The organism is Butyricimonas sp. RTP31003st1_G1_RTP31003_210430 (assembly GCF_040920905.1).
GTDB lineage: Bacteria > Bacteroidota > Bacteroidia > Bacteroidales > Marinifilaceae > Butyricimonas > Butyricimonas paravirosa.
Map to the genome: position 1 here is coordinate 1 of NZ_JBCOSQ010000089.1, position 17,541 is coordinate 17,541.

At 42.2% G+C, this 17,541-nt stretch carries 15 protein-coding genes; 13 read left to right on the forward strand and 2 right to left on the reverse strand.

Annotation, left to right across the window (positions count from 1 at the left end; all coding sequences use genetic code 11):
- The 10 genes from AB5542_RS19215 to AB5542_RS19260 all read left to right on the forward strand — a co-directional run.
- Positions 1 to 316: NAD(P)H-hydrate dehydratase (locus AB5542_RS19215; RefSeq protein WP_368243347.1), on the forward strand; the 316-nt coding region annotated here is incomplete at its 5' end.
- A 4-nt stretch (positions 317 to 320) separates the two neighbouring features.
- The gene (locus AB5542_RS19220) at positions 321 to 1,433 is read left to right on the forward strand and encodes a DUF4831 family protein (RefSeq protein ID WP_279040437.1); all 1,113 of its coding nucleotides are present in this window, start codon (positions 321 to 323) and stop codon (positions 1,431 to 1,433) included.
- Positions 1,434 to 1,452: 19 nt separating this feature from the next.
- Positions 1,453 to 3,240, forward strand: coding sequence for a chloride channel protein (locus AB5542_RS19225; RefSeq protein WP_087419945.1), 1,788 nt, complete (start codon positions 1,453 to 1,455; stop codon positions 3,238 to 3,240).
- 160 nt (positions 3,241 to 3,400) lie between these two features.
- Complete coding sequence (locus AB5542_RS19230) at positions 3,401 to 3,622, forward strand: DUF2795 domain-containing protein (protein ID WP_009135471.1); 222 nt, start codon at positions 3,401 to 3,403, stop codon at positions 3,620 to 3,622.
- Positions 3,623 to 3,868: 246 nt separating this feature from the next.
- Positions 3,869 to 4,426: an RNA polymerase sigma factor gene (locus AB5542_RS19235; RefSeq protein WP_087419946.1), complete on the forward strand. Its 558-nt coding sequence runs from the start codon at positions 3,869 to 3,871 to the stop codon at positions 4,424 to 4,426.
- Positions 4,427 to 4,859: 433 nt separating this feature from the next.
- A complete protein-coding gene (locus AB5542_RS19240) occupies positions 4,860 to 6,023 on the forward strand; it encodes a FecR family protein (RefSeq protein WP_118304993.1) in 1,164 nt (387 codons plus the stop codon).
- Between the two features lie 77 nt (positions 6,024 to 6,100).
- Positions 6,101 to 9,742, forward strand: a complete 3,642-nt coding sequence (locus AB5542_RS19245) for a SusC/RagA family TonB-linked outer membrane protein (RefSeq protein ID WP_270542508.1) — start codon at positions 6,101 to 6,103, stop codon at positions 9,740 to 9,742.
- Between the two features lie 12 nt (positions 9,743 to 9,754).
- Positions 9,755 to 11,143 (forward strand): RagB/SusD family nutrient uptake outer membrane protein, encoded by a 1,389-nt coding sequence (locus tag AB5542_RS19250; RefSeq protein WP_087419949.1) that lies wholly within the window; start codon positions 9,755 to 9,757, stop codon positions 11,141 to 11,143.
- A gap of 17 nt (positions 11,144 to 11,160) precedes the next feature.
- On the forward strand, positions 11,161 to 11,367 hold the full coding sequence (locus AB5542_RS19255; protein WP_087419950.1) for a hypothetical protein: 207 nt from the start codon (positions 11,161 to 11,163) through the stop codon (positions 11,365 to 11,367).
- A gap of 25 nt (positions 11,368 to 11,392) precedes the next feature.
- Positions 11,393 to 12,703 carry a hypothetical protein gene (locus AB5542_RS19260; protein ID WP_195666733.1) on the forward strand — a complete coding sequence of 437 codons (1,311 nt, stop codon included), beginning with the start codon at positions 11,393 to 11,395 and terminating at the stop codon, positions 12,701 to 12,703.
- Between the two features lie 123 nt (positions 12,704 to 12,826).
- Here the strand turns inward: AB5542_RS19260 and AB5542_RS19265 are convergent, their stop codons facing one another.
- Both AB5542_RS19265 and AB5542_RS19270 read right to left on the reverse strand, forming a co-directional pair.
- Complete coding sequence (locus AB5542_RS19265; RefSeq protein ID WP_279040431.1) at positions 12,827 to 14,386, reverse strand: M56 family metallopeptidase; 1,560 nt, start codon at positions 14,384 to 14,386, stop codon at positions 12,827 to 12,829.
- 7 nt (positions 14,387 to 14,393) lie between these two features.
- Entirely contained in the window at positions 14,394 to 14,759 is a 366-nt protein-coding gene (locus AB5542_RS19270) for a BlaI/MecI/CopY family transcriptional regulator (protein ID WP_027202699.1), read from the reverse strand.
- Positions 14,760 to 15,013: 254 nt separating this feature from the next.
- On the opposite strand from AB5542_RS19270, the gene AB5542_RS19275 reads away from it, so the two are divergent.
- From AB5542_RS19275 to tsaE, 3 genes are all read left to right on the forward strand, one after another.
- The gene (locus AB5542_RS19275; protein ID WP_279040429.1) at positions 15,014 to 15,589 is read left to right on the forward strand and encodes a hypothetical protein; all 576 of its coding nucleotides are present in this window, start codon (positions 15,014 to 15,016) and stop codon (positions 15,587 to 15,589) included.
- A 39-nt stretch (positions 15,590 to 15,628) separates the two neighbouring features.
- Complete coding sequence (locus tag AB5542_RS19280) at positions 15,629 to 17,077, forward strand: flotillin family protein (RefSeq protein ID WP_087420613.1); 1,449 nt, start codon at positions 15,629 to 15,631, stop codon at positions 17,075 to 17,077.
- 116 nt (positions 17,078 to 17,193) lie between these two features.
- A partial coding sequence (gene tsaE, locus AB5542_RS19285; protein ID WP_368243349.1) for a tRNA (adenosine(37)-N6)-threonylcarbamoyltransferase complex ATPase subunit type 1 TsaE occupies positions 17,194 to 17,541 on the forward strand: 348 nt, incomplete at its 3' end.

Consider the following 17,541-nt stretch of genomic DNA (forward strand, 5'->3'; position numbering starts at 1 on the left):
AGTGTATGTCGTGCTGAAAGGTGCGCATACAATAATAGCTACCCCGGAGGGTGAATGTTACTTTAACATGACAGGTAACCCGGGAATGGCTAAAGGGGGAGCAGGAGACGTGTTGACGGGTATTATTGCGGCTTTACTGGCAAGTGGACATTCGTCATTGGATGCGGCGATAATCGGGGTATATGCCCACGGTTGGGCTGGTGATTTGGTTGCGGAAGAGCAGGGAATGAGAGGTACACGTGCCGGGGACATTGCCGATAAACTGGGTTGGGTGTGGAAAAAGATGGAAACATATAATATGGCTAAACAGCGATAGAAAGATGAAAAAGTTATTTTTTATAATCGGGTTAGTGGGATTAGTATCCCTGTCTGTTTCGGGACAGAAAAAGAGAGAATTGACCACGCAGGTGTCAGTTGATTATACTTTACCAAAGATCAGTTACGACGTGGTTGTTACGATGGAATGTAGTCGTTTGATTCCGGGGCCTTTCCGACAATATGCCGAACAACAGTTAGGTGTTTCTCCGGAAATCACGAGTGAAGGCGAAGAATGGATGATTAAAAACATCAAATTTATTCCGCAGGCCTTGCCTGATCCGAAAGCTTCTTATACTGTGAATGCTGTCGGAGAATATAACTCTATTTTATTGAATGTAACTCCTGAAGGCTTTTTAGCCGGTGTGGGAAGTGGCATCACGAACCAAACTCGTGACGAAGAGATTGTTTACGAGGAAAAGGAGAAAAGCGTGGGAACAGGTATTAATTACGTGTATTTCGGTATTCGTTCCACCCAGAAGGAAGTTCTTGATTCCAATTTCACGGAGATGGAAGTTGAAGGTGAGATGCGCCGGGTATGGGACCCGATAGAACGGCATGTGTTAAAAGAAAATAAAGATTACGTGGATGAGATCACGTCAGAGATATTCAATATTCGTAAAAAGAGATTGGAATTACTGGCCGGAGGTTCGGCCACGTCAGAAGCTTTAAAAGCTCTGGATGAACTTGAGGCAAATTACATGAGTTTGTTCATGGGAAAAAGGGAAACCCGTGAAGTGGTTAAAACCATCTCTTTTGTTCCGGAAAAAGCCGATGAATCGATTGTTTTGTTCCGTTTTTCTGCGAACGACGGGATCACGGCAAGAAATAACGTGTCTGCTATCCCTTATATTGTTGAATTGAAAAATATCTATGTTCCGAAAAAAGATGCCCAACAGGCAGGGAATTCCCGTCCGGTTCCGTCTCTCTCTTATCGAGAACCGGCTGTTGCCGATTTGTGTTTGCTGAAAGGAAAAGAGACCGTGATGACTGTTCGGTGTGTTATACCACAACTCGGATTCATCAAGCAATTCCCTTTGGATGTCATCAATAACGAAGGTATTTCTATTGATTTCTACCCGCAATATGGTTCTATAAAAGGTATAATGAAAAAATAGTTTGATACACTTTTAGATCATGGCGGCGATTAACGAAAAGGGGTTATTGGGGAAATTTTTGGTGTGGCGGGTCCGTTATATCAAAGAGAAGCAATTTATTGTCATGTTGAGTATTCTGGTTGGTATTGTTACCGGCTTGGCGGGAGTTGTGCTGAAAAATATGGTACATTTTACTCATATGTTTTTCACGGAACGAATGCAGGTGGACAGTGGTAACTTACTTTTCTTTATATACCCTTTTATCGGAATATTGCTGACGACATTATTTGTGAAATTTTTCGTGAAAGAGGGAATCAGTCATGGTGTGACAAAGGTATTGTATGCTATTTCCCGTCGCAATAGTATGATCAAGCCACACAACAACTATACCTCGATGATTGCCAGTACCCTGACCATCGGTTTTGGTGGATCGGTCGGGACGGAGGCTACCATCGTGTTGACCGGGGCGTCCATTGGTTCGAATCTGGCACGCTTGTTTCGGATGAACTACAAGGTGATGACCTTGATGATCGGTTGTGGTGCGGCAGGTGCCATTGCCGGAATCTTTAAAGCTCCGATTGCCGGGATTGTATTCACGATGGAGGTGTTGATGCTTGATTTGACGATGGCCTCGTTGGTGCCGTTGATGTTCACGGCTATTACCTCGTACGTGGTTACATTCTTCCTCATGGGGGATGGTTTCGTGTTTTCCTACCAGATCACGGATAAATTCGTGATGGCCAATTTCCCTTACTACGTTATACTGGGAATCTTTGCCGGGGTGTTGTCCGTGTATTTCGTTCGGATGAATCTCCGGGTAGAACAATTCTTAGGGCGTATCAAGCATACATGGAAAAGAATAGCTATTGGTGGAGCCTTGTTAGGTGTCATTATTTTCGTGTTTCCCCCTCTATACGGTGAAGGTTACACGGCTTTGGATGACATGATGGCCGGACATTCCGATAAATTATTGAATAATACCTATTTCTTCGGTTTTCGGGATAGTGCCTGGATGATGATTCTTTTCGTGGTCGGGTTGATATTCGTAAAAGTGATTGCCACGGCCTTAACCAATGGTAGTGGGGGTGTTGGTGGTGTTTTTGCTCCGAGTTTGTTCACGGGTGGTGTTGCCGGGTATTTGTTGGCGATGTTGATTAATATGAGCGGAATCCGTATCGTGGAACCCAGTCATTTCGTCTTGGCGGGAATGGCGGGAACGATGTCCGGGGTCATGAAGGCCCCGTTAACAGCCATGTTCTTGATTGCCGAGATTTCGGGAGGTTATGCCTTATTCCTACCTTTGATGCTGACCTCGGTTATTTCTTACCTGACCAGTCAAGGGATGGAACCTTATTCTATTTATGCCCGTCGTTTAGCCATGCAGGGAGACCTGTTGACTCATAATAAGGATAAAGCCGTGTTGACTTTGATGAAATTGAACAAGGTGGTGGAAACGGATTTCAAGACGATCGAGGTGGACGCGACATTAGGTGATCTGGTAAAGGTGGTTTCCAAATCGAGCCGGAATTTATTCCCTGTTTTGAATTCCAACCAGCAATTGCTGGGGATTGTTTTGCTGGATGACATTCGTAAAGTGATGTTTAATCAAGAATTGTATTCGAAAACTTACGTGCGGGATTTCATGACAACGCCTTCCGTGGTGATTGACATCAACGACTCGATGGAGGTTGTTATGAAGAAATTCGAGGATTCAAAAGCGTGGAATCTACCCGTCCTTCAAGATCATAAATATATTGGTTTTGTTTCTAAAGCGAAGATATTCAACACGTATCGAAAAGTGTTGATTCATTTCTCCGATGATGAATAGTTTTTAGTGTAACAATTTAAATCGTTTTGCGTTATTTATGGCGACACATTAGATTTAATGTGTCTAAATAACTTCTTATTAGGAAAAAGAAGTTGTATTATTAGAAATAAACTATATATTCGCGGCAAAAATAAGAAATTACATTAAAAACGATATAACTATGTATTGGACACTAGAACTTGCCTCTAAATTGGAAGATGCGCCTTGGCCAGCATCAAAAGATGAGTTGATAGACTACGCCATTCGTTCCGGGGCACCTATGGAAGTGATCGAAAATCTTCAGGATATCGAGGATGATGAGGAAATATTTGAAAGTATTGAAGATATTTGGCCAGACTATCCGAGTAAAGATGACTTTTTCTTTAACGAGGACGAGTATTGATTTATTCAGGTAAATGAAAAAGATTACGAACCACTCCGTAAGGGGTGGTTCGTTGTTTTATATAACAAGAAGGAGTTTTCCCTATTGTTTGTGAGTGGACTTTCTTTTTTCATTATATATAGGGATTGTCATTTTTATTAATAAATTTGATATTTGCATCCGAAAATTGTTAATATCAAGAGAAAAATTTGGAGGTTTTAGACAGATATTGTCTTGATGATGGGTGTGATATTTTAATAAAAGGTTATGATGAAGTCCATGAAAATATTAGTGAAACAAGTGTCAAATGGTGATAGAAAGGCGTATGCGACTTTGTTTCATGAATTTTACACACCTTTATTATTTTATTCCATAAAATTCACGAAGAACCGGGAGGCCTCAGAAGATATTATTCAGGATTTTTTTTGTCGTTTGTGGGAGGATCGTAAGAGGTTGATAAATGACAAGTCCTTTCATGCTTATATTTATAGTTCTGTGCGGAATCGTTCGTTAAATTATTTAAGAGATTCCCGTTCTGTTTCTATCGAAGGTTTTGAAAAACAATCTGATGAGGATTTCTTGCGGGAGATGATGGAAGAAGAGGTGTATAGAGAGTTGTATGCTGCTATTCAGAAACTGCCTGAACGTTGTCGCCAAATTTTTTTATTGAAACTGGACGGGGAAGAAAATCAAAAAATTGCTGATAAGCTTCAGATATCAGAGGAAACCGTCAGGAGTCAGTTGAGAAGAGGTAAAGAGTTACTACAAAATAATGTTATCAGTTTTTATGTTTTGGGGGTAATATGTTATTGGTGTGATTTGTGAGTTCATTTTTTTTTATTGAAGGTTCATAAAAAGATAAATGTCCGGACTATTTTGTCAAAGTTTACAAGTCGTGTTTATCATGTCATCAAATTATTATTATATACTTATTATCATGTTAATATTTGCTATGTAAGTATAATATATTGTTATAATAATAGGAGCGGAGTAGGACGGGAATGGGAGCGGAATGGGAGCGGGTAACATGATGATAAGAATTTGATCATAATTTTATAACATTTTATTACACTTGATGTGGTGTAATTATAGAATTTGTGGGAATAATGTGTTATTGTATAGATTTAGGATCTATTTCGTTGTAGATCAGGATTTTAATGGTTGTAGTGAATAATGAAGATTATTTTTTCAGAAAAAATAGGGAAATGATTTGCACGTTTTCTCGTTTCGTGTGTATGTATGAAAAATATAAGATGGTATGAATGTGGATAACGAGAAGATTAGGAGTATAATTGTTAAGTCTGTTTTGGGGACTTTGACAGAAGGGGAAAACCTTGTCTTGCAAGAATGGTTGCGGGGAAATGACCAGAATCGAGTTCTTTATCAGAAATTGTCTTCTGCTATTGAGTTGAAACATAAATACGAGCAATACAAGAGCGTGGATGTTGAGGAAGCTTTTAGACGAAATCAACACCGTTTGTATCAGAATGATTTGAATCGAAGAATGAAAAAGAATCTGCCATATGTTGCTGCCGTGTTGTTTTTGTTCGGGGTATTTGTTTGTTTATTGGTGAATCATACGGGGGAAGTTCGGGAAGAGATACCGGTTGTTTTGTCGGCCGGGGGGAAACATGCGGAATTGATTTTGGCAAATGGCCAAAAAGTAGATCTGCATGAGGGGATGGAAATGAAATTGCGGGAAAGAAGTTCCAATATCCAAGTAAAGGGGAATGTGGTTTATTACGAAGAGAAAAAAGATAGTGTGACAATCGACGAATATAACATGATTCGAACCCCGTTAGGAGGAGAATATTCTTTGACGTTATCAGATGGTACGAAGGTTTGGCTGAATGCAATGTCTGAATTACGTTATCCGGTGGCTTTCGGTGGCGATTTGCGAGAAGTCGAGTTGAAAGGGGAAGCTTATTTCGAAGTGGCGGAAAATAAAAATAAACCGTTTATCGTGAGAACGGATGAGTTTAACGTACGTGTACTAGGAACTTCTTTTAATATTTCGGCTTATGCGGATTCTCCGTTAGCGCTAACCACGCTTTGCAGCGGGCAAGTGCGGTTGACTGACTGTATGAATCCGGAAAACGAGCAGGATCTTTTACCGGGTGAACAGTTATTGTTTCACCGGGAGAGCCGAAAAATGGAAATTCGGAACGTGGATACCGATGTGTTCGTTTCTTGGCGTGAGGGCTTTTTCCAGTTTGATAATCACACGGTGGAGGAAGTTTTTATGATATTACAAAGATGGTATAATGTACAGGTTTTTTATGCTAATACCGAGGCTAGGCAGGAAGTTTTTACTGGTAAATTACCTCGGTTTGATAATATGATGATTATCATTGATTTAATAAAACGGGTTTCCGATTTGAAAATTACAGTGGATGGAAAAGTAATTTATATAGATAAATAAGAGAGAAAGGCAGAATAGCTTACCACAACCCTCTGCCAATCTCATGTAATGTTTAACAAAGTAAACTCTACAAAGTTATGAAAAAAAAGACAAGGTGTAGGGAATTAGTCATTCCTTTGAGAGGAAATCGGACATTTCTTGCCATGAAGTATTTACTGATTTTTCTTTTTGCGTTTCATTTGAATGGATTTTCCGGGATAAAAGCTCAACAAGTCGCTGAGTATAGGGTGGAAAATGCCAATTTGAAAACGTGCATTAAGAAGGTGGAACAGTTGACAGGAAAAGGTTTCCTTTACAATGGAAATGATTTGGAACGAGTGGGTAATGTTTCCCTGCATTTGAAAAATGTCAGTTTAGGTGATTTATTAACAAGTATATTGCAAGGTAGCGGGTATACTTACGAGTTGGTGAATGATGTTATCGCCATTGTGCGGGTGAAGGGAGAAAGTCGTCAAACCGTTGAACAGGAATTACTAAAGGGTATCGTGCAGGATACCCGCGGGAATGTTTTACCGGGAGTGACCGTGTTGATCAAGGGAACGACTTCGGGTGTCGTGACGGATACGGCAGGACGTTTCACCTTGCCTGTTATGAACCGGAAGAGTGTTGTCCTTGTATTTTCTTTTGTCGGAATGAAGTCCCAGGAGGTTGCTGTTAATGATGTCCGTAAAGAAGTACGTGTTGTGATGGAAGAGAAAGTGGACGAATTGGAGGAGGTTGTTATCACGGGTTACGGGACGACGACCAAGCGACGTGCGGCGGGGTCCGTGGCCGTGTTGGGAAGAGAGGATCTGGAAAATCGGATTCCGACGTCCGTGGATAATTTATTACAAGGTCTGGTTGCCGGGGTGGCCGTGACGGCAAGTTCAGGACGTCCCGGCTCGTCAGCTAAAGTTAGGATTCGGGGAACAAATACGATTACCGGTAACGCGGAACCCTTGTGGGTAATTGACGGGGTTCCCGTGCAGGATGAGTTACCTGAAATTTCGTTGGATCAAGTGAAGTCAGAAAACTTTAACGAGATTTTCGTGAATGGAATAGCGGGTATTAACCCGAATGATATTGAGAATATCACGTTCTTGAAAGATGCTGCCGCTGCCGCTATTTACGGTTCACGGGCTGCGGGAGGTGTCATTGTCGTAACGACGAAACAGGGGACTCCGGGAAAAATGAGAATGAATTATTCGGCTCATTTCGGACTCGGCTTGAAACCTCAACGGGATGCCGGATTGATGAACGCCTCGGAAAAGTTGGCGTGGGAACAGGAGTTATGGGATGAGTTTGCGGCAGATCGATACGCGTCTGATGCGGCTCACTACCCGGTAGTCGGTATTGTCGGGATGTTACGTTCCAACAAACTCGGACGTAACGGGACGTTATGGACCGATGAGGATTTCGAACCGATGACGGCGAGCGAGCAAGATGCGTATATCCGTGATTTGGCATCTCATTCCACGGATTGGTTTGACGTTATATTCAGAAATTCTTTTGATATGACGCATAATTTTTCTTTTTCCGGGGGTGGAAATATGCTTGCTTATTATGCCTCGGTAGGGTACGCTCATCAAGATGGTTTGTTGAAAGAGGATAGTTATGACCGGTACACGGTGAATTTGAAAATTAATGCATCTCCATCGACACGGGTAAAGATGGGAATGGGCTTACGGGTATCGAATCTTGTATCTGATGGGCCCAGTATGAATGTTGATCCGTTTAAATACGCTTATTTTGCTAATCCGTACGAGCGTCCATATAACGAAGATGGTAGTTTTCGGCCTGATATGACTTATTTTAATCTGACTTCTATTAATGAAGGTACGAAAACGCCGGAAAATCAACCCACGGCCGGGTTTAATATATTGCGGGAGATGGAGGAAACTTCCAGTGAAGGAAAGAAATTCTCTGTATCCGGACAATTTAGCCTGGATGTTGAAATTCTTAAAACATTGACTTTTTCCGGGTTGGCTTCTTATGGCTACACGAATAACCGGGAGGAAAGTATTTTGGGACGTGAGTCGTATGCCGCTTTCGAGGATCGGTTGAGTTTTGACAAGAATAATAATACCCAGAATCTATACGGTTCTATATCCCAGTCTACTACGGACGGGGAACAATATAACGTACGCGGACATTTTTCATACACGAATACGTTTGAGGATCATTATCTTAACGTGTTAGCCGGGGCTGAGTTACGCGGTTCTAAAAGTAAACGTGTTGCGGTGAAACGTTACGGGTATGATGAGAAAACGGGATTGGCGAGTATGCCTGAACCACCGGAAGATGATAATACTTATGGATCGAGCTGGTACACGAGTTTGATCGATGGATTGTCCGGAATGTCCCGGTCGGAGAATAAGTATGCTTCTTTTTACGCGTCCACAGAATATGCCTACCTGGGACGTTATATACTGAATGCCTCTTTCCGTACGGATGGTTCGAATAATTTCGGTAGTAAGGAACAGTTTAACCCGACATGGTCATTAGGATTTGCTTGGCACGTGGATGATGAGAATTTTATGCAATCTTTACATCCGGTGTTAAGCCGGTTGACTCTTCGGGTGGCAACCGGATTTACCGGAAATGTCGTGCAGGGAACTTTGAAGGAACTTGTGATCAAGTATAACACCAGTAGATATTGGAATAATCTGATCATGGGATCCATTAATAAGGCCCCGAATCCCCATTTGCGTTGGGAGAAGACAAGGGATATGAAGGTGGCTTTGGATTTTGGTTTGTTTGATGACCGTGTTACCGGGTTAGTTGAGGGGTACTGGCGGAAGAGTACGGATGTAATTTCACGTGTACGGGTCGTTTCTTCAACTGGGTATAATGCTCAGAGTTATAACGCGTCGGATATAGAGAATAAAGGGGTGGAAGCGACTTTAGGCGTGAAGGTTATCGATCGTCGGGATTATAAGTTGAGTTTCTCTGGAAATATAGCTTGGAACAGAAACGTGCTGTCAAAATTTTCTTCTCCATCGGGAACCGTCAGTGAAGGGAAATATGTCGGTTACCCGTTGGAATCTATTTTTGGTGGAAAAGAACTGGGGATTGATCCCTATGACGGGATTTATATGTATAAATTGCGTCCAGACGCTGTGGTGAATGAGGCTTCTGATTTAAAATCTCTTGTAAATTACCGTTATTATTTGGGGACATCCATAGCCCCGATCACGGGCGGGTTTACTCTACGTTTCAGTTATAAGAATTTGTCATGCAGTGTTGGAGGTTCCTATTCTTTCGGGGCAAAGATTAACAATCAGATTTCTTCTCCCGTGAGCTACGAGAGTGTTTCCGGTTCATATGATGCGCAGGAGAAACCACAGACGGCTTATAGTGATCTGTATCGAAATCACTTGAACGTGAGAAAGGAGATGACGGATCGCTGGACAAAGAATAATATTGATGCCAAGTATCCCAGAATTATTGATCCTTTCGGGAATAAATTATACCTGGATCAATATAACCCGACATCATCAAGTGTTACACTTGGTAGTTTCTTGGAAGATGTTTCTTATTTGAGAATCCGGGATATTTCATTGAGTTATAACTTACCGAAACGCTGGTTAACCCACGTGGGGGTATCGTCGTTGGGCTTTTCGTTCATGATGAGTAATTTCTTCACGTTCACGAATTATTCGGGTATTGACCCGGAGACTCCCGGAACGACTTATCCGATCACGCGTTCGATAGCATTGGGAATTAATATCGGTTTTTAAAAATAGCAGGTTATGAAAAGATATATTGTTTATATTTTACTGATTTTTTCCGGGTTTTGCGTGTCCTGTGATGAATATCTGGAAACGAAGACTTACGGGGAGATATTACCGGAGACGACGGAGGATTACGCGTCTTTGATACACACGCATTTGTATAACATAGAGGCCAGTACATCCGATAAGATTCTGGGAAATTTTAATGATGTACTTCGCTGGGAATGTTTTTCCGATAATCTGAATGCCAGCCTTTCTAAATCGGTTAGTAATTCGTATACTCCGATTTACGTGGGGTCTTATATCGGTTCTGCAATATACCGGTTTAATAATTTATTCCAAGTCGTGAGGGATGCGAATGTCGTGCTGGATAATGTAAAAGAAAAGGATTCGGAGTTGGATAAAAAGATCACGGCAGTAGCCTACACCTTGCGTGCGGTGTTGTATTATAATATGATGCGGGAATTGTGCGAGCCTTACGAAAAACAAAGGGCAACCGAAATCATGGGTGTCCCGATCGTGGATCATTTCGATATGGAGGCAAAACCGGGGCGAGGGAATATACAGGAAACCGTGGATTTTATCATTGAAGATTTGAAAAGGGCCATCTCTTTGAATCAGATCGACGAGGAATATATATTCACGGTTGACGTGGCCAAGGCTTATTTGGCAAGAACTTATTTCTGGGCGCAAGATTGGAAAAATGCAGTGGCGACGGCCAAAGAACTTTTAGATAAATACCCGTTGATTGAAGGAGAGGAGTATGAGGCTATGATCCAGTCAACACCGCCTTTCACGACGAAACCGGGAAACGTGATTTTATGTTCATACAACAGGGGAACTTTGTCTACGGCTTTCAAAACCCGTTATTCCACGGATTCACGTCGTCGGCCCGTGAGTCTTAAATTTGCGGAACTGTTTAAGGAGAAAGAAAAGGATATTCGTTACAAGTTATTCTTTGATAAGACATTTTTGAACACCAAGAGATTGAATATGCAAATTCGTTCCGCGGAAATGTGTTTGATCATGGCGGAAAGTTACGCTCATTTACAGGATGAGGATAATGCTTTGTTGTATTTGAATAGTTTGCGGGCGAAACGGATCACGGATTACGTGCCTTTAACGATGTCTTCTTTGCCGGCAGTTGATAATTCTGCTTTAGTGACGGTTGATGCGGAAGGTAAGGCTTTGACTCCTCTGATGGCCTCGATATTGAATGAACGGCGCAAGGAGTTGTACATGGAGGGTGATCGTTGGTTTGAACTGAAACGGAACGGACGTCCGGAGTTTTGGGTAGGATATAACGGGATAAAATCCACGACATGGAAATACCTGTACACGTTCCCTCTATGGAAACAGGATTTACGTGTTAATCCGAATTTGGTGCAGAATGAAGGTTATGAATAATTTAAAAATTATAAGGTATGAAATATATATTATGCATTTTCTTGTTTTCTCTTTTATTATCGGCTTGTGATAATAGCGATGAGTTGACACCCCGTATAGAGGATGTGATTGATACAAGTATCGTTATTCCTACTTCACGATTAACTTACGAGGAACAAGACGCTCTTGAGGTAGAAAGAGCAATTTTCAACCAAGCCGTGGCAGATCGGGCGGATGAAGAATAATTGTGAATTTATAAAACAGAAAGTCATGCGAAAAATATTGTTTATATTGATAGTTATTAGTTGCTGGGTTGGAATGGCAGGTTGCTCGGACGATGATAATAAAGGCCCGGATGTTTCTTTTAGAAGGCCCTATTATATTCTCCCAGCCAGTGAATCTTTGAATGTAGAGATTCGTTTGTCTGAACCCGCACCGGCAGATATTACCGTTCCTTTTACCGTGGCGGGAACCGGGGAGGAAGGAATTGATTATTCGCTTTCTGCTCATGAATTTGTCGTGCAGGCCGGGTTAGATTCGGCCATCATAACGATAACCCCGGTGACGAACATGACCGAGGGAAGGGAAATTCATTTGACATTGCAAGAGGTTACCGGATATGTACCCGGTATTTACAGGCAAACGATGATTCCGATTGAAACTAAAAGTCCATTCACGTCGTCTTTTCTCTCCACGGAGTATAATTTATACACGGAAATGGAGGTTGCTGCTTTGTTGCATATCGGAGGACGCGAGTACACGAGTCCTTCTTACGATATTTCCATCCCTTTCGAAATTGATCCGGCCTCCACGGCTGTATTGGGAACCCATTATGAAATAGAAGGAGGGGAAAAACAGTTTATTTACCAGAAGGATGACTATATGGCTCGGGTGAAACTGAAGTTCTTAAAGAAAGAGGAAGGAAAAAATAAAGTTGTTCTTCGCCTCGTGGAAACAGATAATTTTATGATTTCACTTTCTAATAACCGGGCATATATCACGATAAATGGGCCTGTTAATTTTGATGATCTTGTCGGATCATGGAAATTCAAGGAGTTTTCGAGCAAGGACTACGTGACAAGTACAGCTAGTATGGCCGGGGATACGGAGGGTGTGAAAAATCTGCCCGAATGTGTAGCGACCGATATTTTAGTATTCGAGAATACTGGGGGGAAGAACGTTATCCGGACGAATAAACTCACGGGTGATTTGGTTAACTATTTTTGTGATGGGGCAGAGGTGACAGTTCGAGATATTGTGAATGAACAAATCTATCTACCGTCGGAAATGAATGAATGGGGATTACATCGTTCTGTTTTAAGAACGGATTTCAGCAAGGTAAACCTGAATTTTTCCCCAGACTACCAGAATTATGCCCCGGCAGAGGTTGATTTTCGAATTTTGGAAGATGGTGATATTTTGGAAGTGAGAATTGTTCAATATATTCCCCTGGACTTTTTGCAAGAAACTTATGATTATGTCAGTGATCCGTTCTATACCGGAGATCGAAATTTTGACAAGAATATACCCATGAAAGGGAATTACACGCTTTCATACAGGTTTTCACGGATAGAGGATTAAAAGGTAATATGGATATACCGTTTTATCTGATTGAACAGGAGAAAGATAACTTTCCCCTGTTCTTTCCTTAAATGAAAAACTGTTTGGTAATTCACATTCTCAGTACAAGAAGAAAGTACGATACTACTTCTCTTTTTTCTTTTGAATACCGTATTTTAACGTGTCACTGGTGACTTGATACTCGATGATGGAATCTTTTTCGACAATCTTGAATCGAGCTTCACCTTTTAGTTTCACGGTTCTAAGGCTGGACGTATCTTTAGAGTGGATGATCGCGTAAGAACCGGTTGTTGACGTTTCTGATTCTAAATAGACTGTGGTGCCGTCTGCCAGTTTATAAGAGGTTACTTTTTTGTCCGGACTCCCGGAAGTGTAAGTAATTGAAACAACGCCCTCTTTCCCTTTTTCTCCATACTGGGTGATAGCATATTTATCTTTTAGAATCGTGATCGTTTCAATTTTGTTTGGATCAATCATTTTCACGGAATCGACAGAAACTTCTTTGCCATTGACAATAAATAGAACGGGAATCTCTGGTATTGTACTAATACATGAATCTTGGAGTGTTATTTGACCTATTTTGAGAGGAACTGAAGTAGCTTTCGTTTTTTCCATTTTCAAAAAGAAGTGTTGTGTTTTGCTTTGAATAGAATCCTCTGGCAGGGTGGATTTAAAGGTTGATTCTGTGATTACTGTTTTTTGAGCCGTATCAACGGCCATAAGGGAATTATTTACTTCTTTTGCATCGAGAATTGAAGTAATATCATTAACTTTGATAGTTGAAATCTCGTTTAGTTCGTTCGAGATTTCGGGACGAGCGAAAGCGGTTAATGTGATTGCCGCAACGGGAAGTACGTAGAGGTACTTCATCCGGGCCCAAGGACTGGATTTTTCTTTTAACATCATAGTTATTCGTTTTTTAAGTTTACTGTGATTAAAGCTGTTGGCCATAGAGTAGAGCCTTGTGCCGACAGCTTTTTTTATTAATAATAATTGATACTGTTTCGCATTAACGCCTTGACGGATAACCGTTTCATCGGCCTCGTATTCATGAATGTTCTGTAATTCCTGTTTCAAGAGCCAGGAGGCAGGGTTGAACCATTGGAAAATGATACAAATATCGCTGATCAACAGGTCGATGGAATGTCGATTATGTACGTGAGCCATTTCATGGATGAGAATTTCCTTGCTATTTTCCTGCAAATCTTTCTCGGAAATGACCACGTATTTCATCCAACTGAAGGGAGCGATATTCTTGTCATGGATGATGAGGGTAATACCTTTTTCTAACTTTTCCTGCCTTCCGCCATGTAATAGTCGGAGCATATGAAACAGTGAATAAAGATTACGTCCGAGGAAGAAAAGAATTCCCAGCAAATAAATACACAGCAGGACGGGAAGCCACAACGGGATGGATGAAGGGAGGGCTTGTACTTCTGTTTGTGGAACGTGGTCTGCCAGGGTGAGAATCTGTTCAATGGTTACTAATGTTTGTTGTACTTCCGATTCTTTGGGAACGGTTATTTCACAGAACGGGATAAGCAGGGACAACAGTAGAATACCCAGTAATGCTACCCGGTTGAAACGATGGAAAGTCTCTTTGCTGAGTAATAATCTGTAAAACAAGTAGAATCCCGTTAAACAGATGGATGTTTTTAGTATATAGACAAAGAAAGTACCCATAAATTGTTTATTTATCGTGTGCTTTTTCTACTTCGGAAATGAGTTGTTTCAATTCTTCCAATGAAATGTCCTCTTCCTGTACGAGTGAAGATACGGCACTGAGGTACGAGTTGTTGAAGTATTTGCTGATCACGTTCTTCAAGGTGCCTTTGCGGAACTCTTCCTCACTAATGATTGCGTAATATTGATAGGTGTTCCCGTAAACTTCGTGAGCGAGATAACCTTTTTCTTCCAGCCCACGCACGATGGTGGATAACGTGTTGAAATGCGGTTTCGGGTCTTCGTAAAATGCAAGCATCTGTTTCACGAATAGAGGGCCTTTCTCCCAGAAAAAGCCCATGATTTCTTCTTCTTTGCTAGTTAATCCTTTCATGGTTTATTTCTTTTGCAACAAAGAACTAAAATATTTAGTTTTAAAACTAATTTTTATAGTTAATAAACTTTAAACTCTAGTTTTGATTTGTTATTCTTTTATTTTTAGATATTTAATCTTGTATTTTACCCGGATCGGTAGAATGTATATTTAATTTTAATGGAGGGTAGGAAGTCCTGTAAAAATGTCTATATTTGTGTAGTAGTGTGCTTGTGGGGAAGTTAGTGAATATCGTCTAATTAAAATTGAATGTAATGGAAGAATGGTGGAGTTCTCTGGGGTTATTTATGCAATCGGTGTGGTGTATCACGCTATGTGCCAGTTTGGTATTTGTTATCCAGACAATCATGACTTTTATCGGGATGGATACGGATGGGGGGATGGATGTTGACGTGAGTGCGGATACAGCGACTGACGGGGATAGCGGTCCTTTCCAGTTATTTACTTTCCGTAATTTCATCAATTTCCTACTGGGGTTCGGTTGGTCGATCATCTCTTTTGAAAAAGCGATAGAAAACCAGTTCGTGTTGATTCTCGTGTCGGCCGTGATCGGTGTGTTGCTAGTGATGGCCGTGATGGCTATTTTCAGATTCATGAGCCGCATGGAACAAAGCGGGACGATCAACATGGCAAATGCCGTGGGGTGCAAAGGGAACGTGTACCTGAAGATTCCGGGAGAAAAACGGGGAGAGGGGAAAGTACAAATCTCGATACAGGGAGCCATCCGGGAATTTGATGCCCTGACAGCAGGCGAGGAATTGGAGACGGGAGCCCCGATTCGGGTCGTGGAAGTGATAAACGACAACACCTTACTGGTGGAGCGTTTTTAAATGACTATTTATTATTAATCTTAGGAATATATGGAAAGTATGGAAGGTAGTTTGTATTTGATTGTCGCCATCGTGGCGGTGTTATTTGTTACGTTTGCGGCGATATTGTCCCGTTATAAACGTTGTCCGTCAGACAAGATTCTTGTCGTGTACGGGCGGACCGGTAAGAATGCGACCGGGGGTGTGAGTTCCGCACGTTGTATTCATGGAGGGGCGGCTTTTATCTGGCCGGTGTTCCAGAGTTTTTCATTTCTGGACTTGACTCCGATCTCTATCGAGTGTAATTTGACGAACGCTTTAAGTAAACAGAATATACGGGTAGATGTGCCTTGTCGTTTTACGGTGGGTATTTCTACCGAACCGGATAGCATGACGAATGCGGCAGAGCGTTTGTTGGGGCAACGGCAGGAAAATATTCAGGATTTGGCCAAGGATATTCTTTTCGGGCAGTTACGTTTGGTGATTGCCACGATGGATATTGAGGAAATCAATTCCGACCGGGATAAATTCTTGGCTAACGTGAGTGCTAACGTGGAGGCCGAGTTACGGAAGATCGGTTTGAAACTGATCAACGTGAACGTGACCGACTTGCGGGATGAGTCCGGGTATATCGAGGCTTTGGGAAAAGAAGCAGCAGCGAAAGCGATCAATGATGCCAAGAAGAGCGTGGCCGAGCAGAATCGATTTGGAGAGATCGGTAAAGCCGAGGCAGATCGGGATAAAGATATTCGTATTGCGGAAACCGTGCGGGACACTCGTATCCGGACGGCCGAGGCTAATGCAACCGCGGTGGAGGGAGAAAACAATGCCAAGATTTTAATTGCCGATTCGGATGCAATCCGTCGGGAGAGAGAGGCCGAGGCTGCCCGTAAAGCTATCGCGGCAGAGAAAGTGCAGGCTGCAAAGGCTTTGGAAGAGGCGTACATGGCAGAGAAAGAGGCCGAGATTGCTCGTGCCGAAAGAGAAAAAGCCACACAAGCGGCTAATATCGTGGTTCCCGCACAGATTGACAAAGAGAAAGCGATTATAGATGCTGAGGCCGAGGCGGAACGTTTGCGCCGGTTGGCGAAAGGAGAGGCTGATGCCATTTTTGCCAAGATGGATGCCGAGGCACGAGGTTTATACGAGGTGCTGACAAAACAGGCGGAAGGATATGCCCAAATCGTGAAAGCCGCCGCCGGAGATCCCGACAAGGCGGTGATGATGTTGATTACCGATAAGTTGCCGGAGCTGGTGAGAACACAAGTGGAGGCTGTTAAGAATATCAAGATCGATAAGGTTACCGTTTGGGATGGCAATAATGCCGGGAACGGGAATACCTCCACGGCGAACTTCATCTCGGGGATGATGAAATCAGTTCCCCCGTTGAATGATTTGTTTAACATGGCCGGGCTGAATCTACCGACTTTCCTGAAAGGTGCCGCCACGGAAGAGAAAACCACGGATGCCGGACAACAGGATGAGATCGTTGAAGAAGTTGAGAAGTAGGGGAGATTCTAACTTTTAGTTTCGTTTTTTCGTTTACTAATAATTACCTTTGTGGTATACTCCAATCGGGTATATGACAAAGGTAATTAATCAATTCATAAAATAGAGGAAAGTTTATGCGCTGGATAATTGACGGTGTTGATGATTTGAATCGGGTAGCAAAAGAGTTTTTGGAAAGGACCGGAAATAACACAATATATGCCTTGTACGGGCCGATGGGAGTGGGAAAGACCACTTTCGTGAAAGCGGTAGCCGGGTGTTTGGGGATAGAGGATGATGTGAATTCCCCGACGTTCGCTATCGTAAACGAGTATCTGACGGCCACGGGAGACTCGGTTTTTCATTTCGATTTCTATCGGGTGAAGAATATTGAGGAGGCCATGGACTTCGGTTACGAGGAATATTTTTATAGCGGGAATCGTTGTTTTATCGAGTGGCCGGAGATGGTGGAGCCTCTGTTACCG

Coding starts and splice junctions, on each gene's coding strand:
- AB5542_RS19255 (WP_087419950.1), top strand. CDS start 11,161: ATGAAATATATATTATGCATTTTCTTGTTTTCTCTTTTATTATCGGCT.
- AB5542_RS19225 (WP_087419945.1), top strand. CDS start 1,453: ATGGCGGCGATTAACGAAAAGGGGTTATTGGGGAAATTTTTGGTGTGG.
- AB5542_RS19270 (WP_027202699.1), bottom strand. CDS start 14,759: ATGAAAGGATTAACTAGCAAAGAAGAAGAAATCATGGGCTTTTTCTGG.
- AB5542_RS19260 (WP_195666733.1), top strand. CDS start 11,393: ATGCGAAAAATATTGTTTATATTGATAGTTATTAGTTGCTGGGTTGGA.
- AB5542_RS19245 (WP_270542508.1), top strand. CDS start 6,101: ATGAAAAAAAAGACAAGGTGTAGGGAATTAGTCATTCCTTTGAGAGGA.
- AB5542_RS19280 (WP_087420613.1), top strand. CDS start 15,629: ATGGAAGGTAGTTTGTATTTGATTGTCGCCATCGTGGCGGTGTTATTT.
- AB5542_RS19250 (WP_087419949.1), top strand. CDS start 9,755: ATGAAAAGATATATTGTTTATATTTTACTGATTTTTTCCGGGTTTTGC.
- AB5542_RS19265 (WP_279040431.1), bottom strand. CDS start 14,386: ATGGGTACTTTCTTTGTCTATATACTAAAAACATCCATCTGTTTAACG.
- AB5542_RS19240 (WP_118304993.1), top strand. CDS start 4,860: ATGAATGTGGATAACGAGAAGATTAGGAGTATAATTGTTAAGTCTGTT.
- AB5542_RS19275 (WP_279040429.1), top strand. CDS start 15,014: ATGGAAGAATGGTGGAGTTCTCTGGGGTTATTTATGCAATCGGTGTGG.
- AB5542_RS19220 (WP_279040437.1), top strand. CDS start 321: ATGAAAAAGTTATTTTTTATAATCGGGTTAGTGGGATTAGTATCCCTG.
- AB5542_RS19230 (WP_009135471.1), top strand. CDS start 3,401: ATGTATTGGACACTAGAACTTGCCTCTAAATTGGAAGATGCGCCTTGG.
- AB5542_RS19235 (WP_087419946.1), top strand. CDS start 3,869: ATGATGAAGTCCATGAAAATATTAGTGAAACAAGTGTCAAATGGTGAT.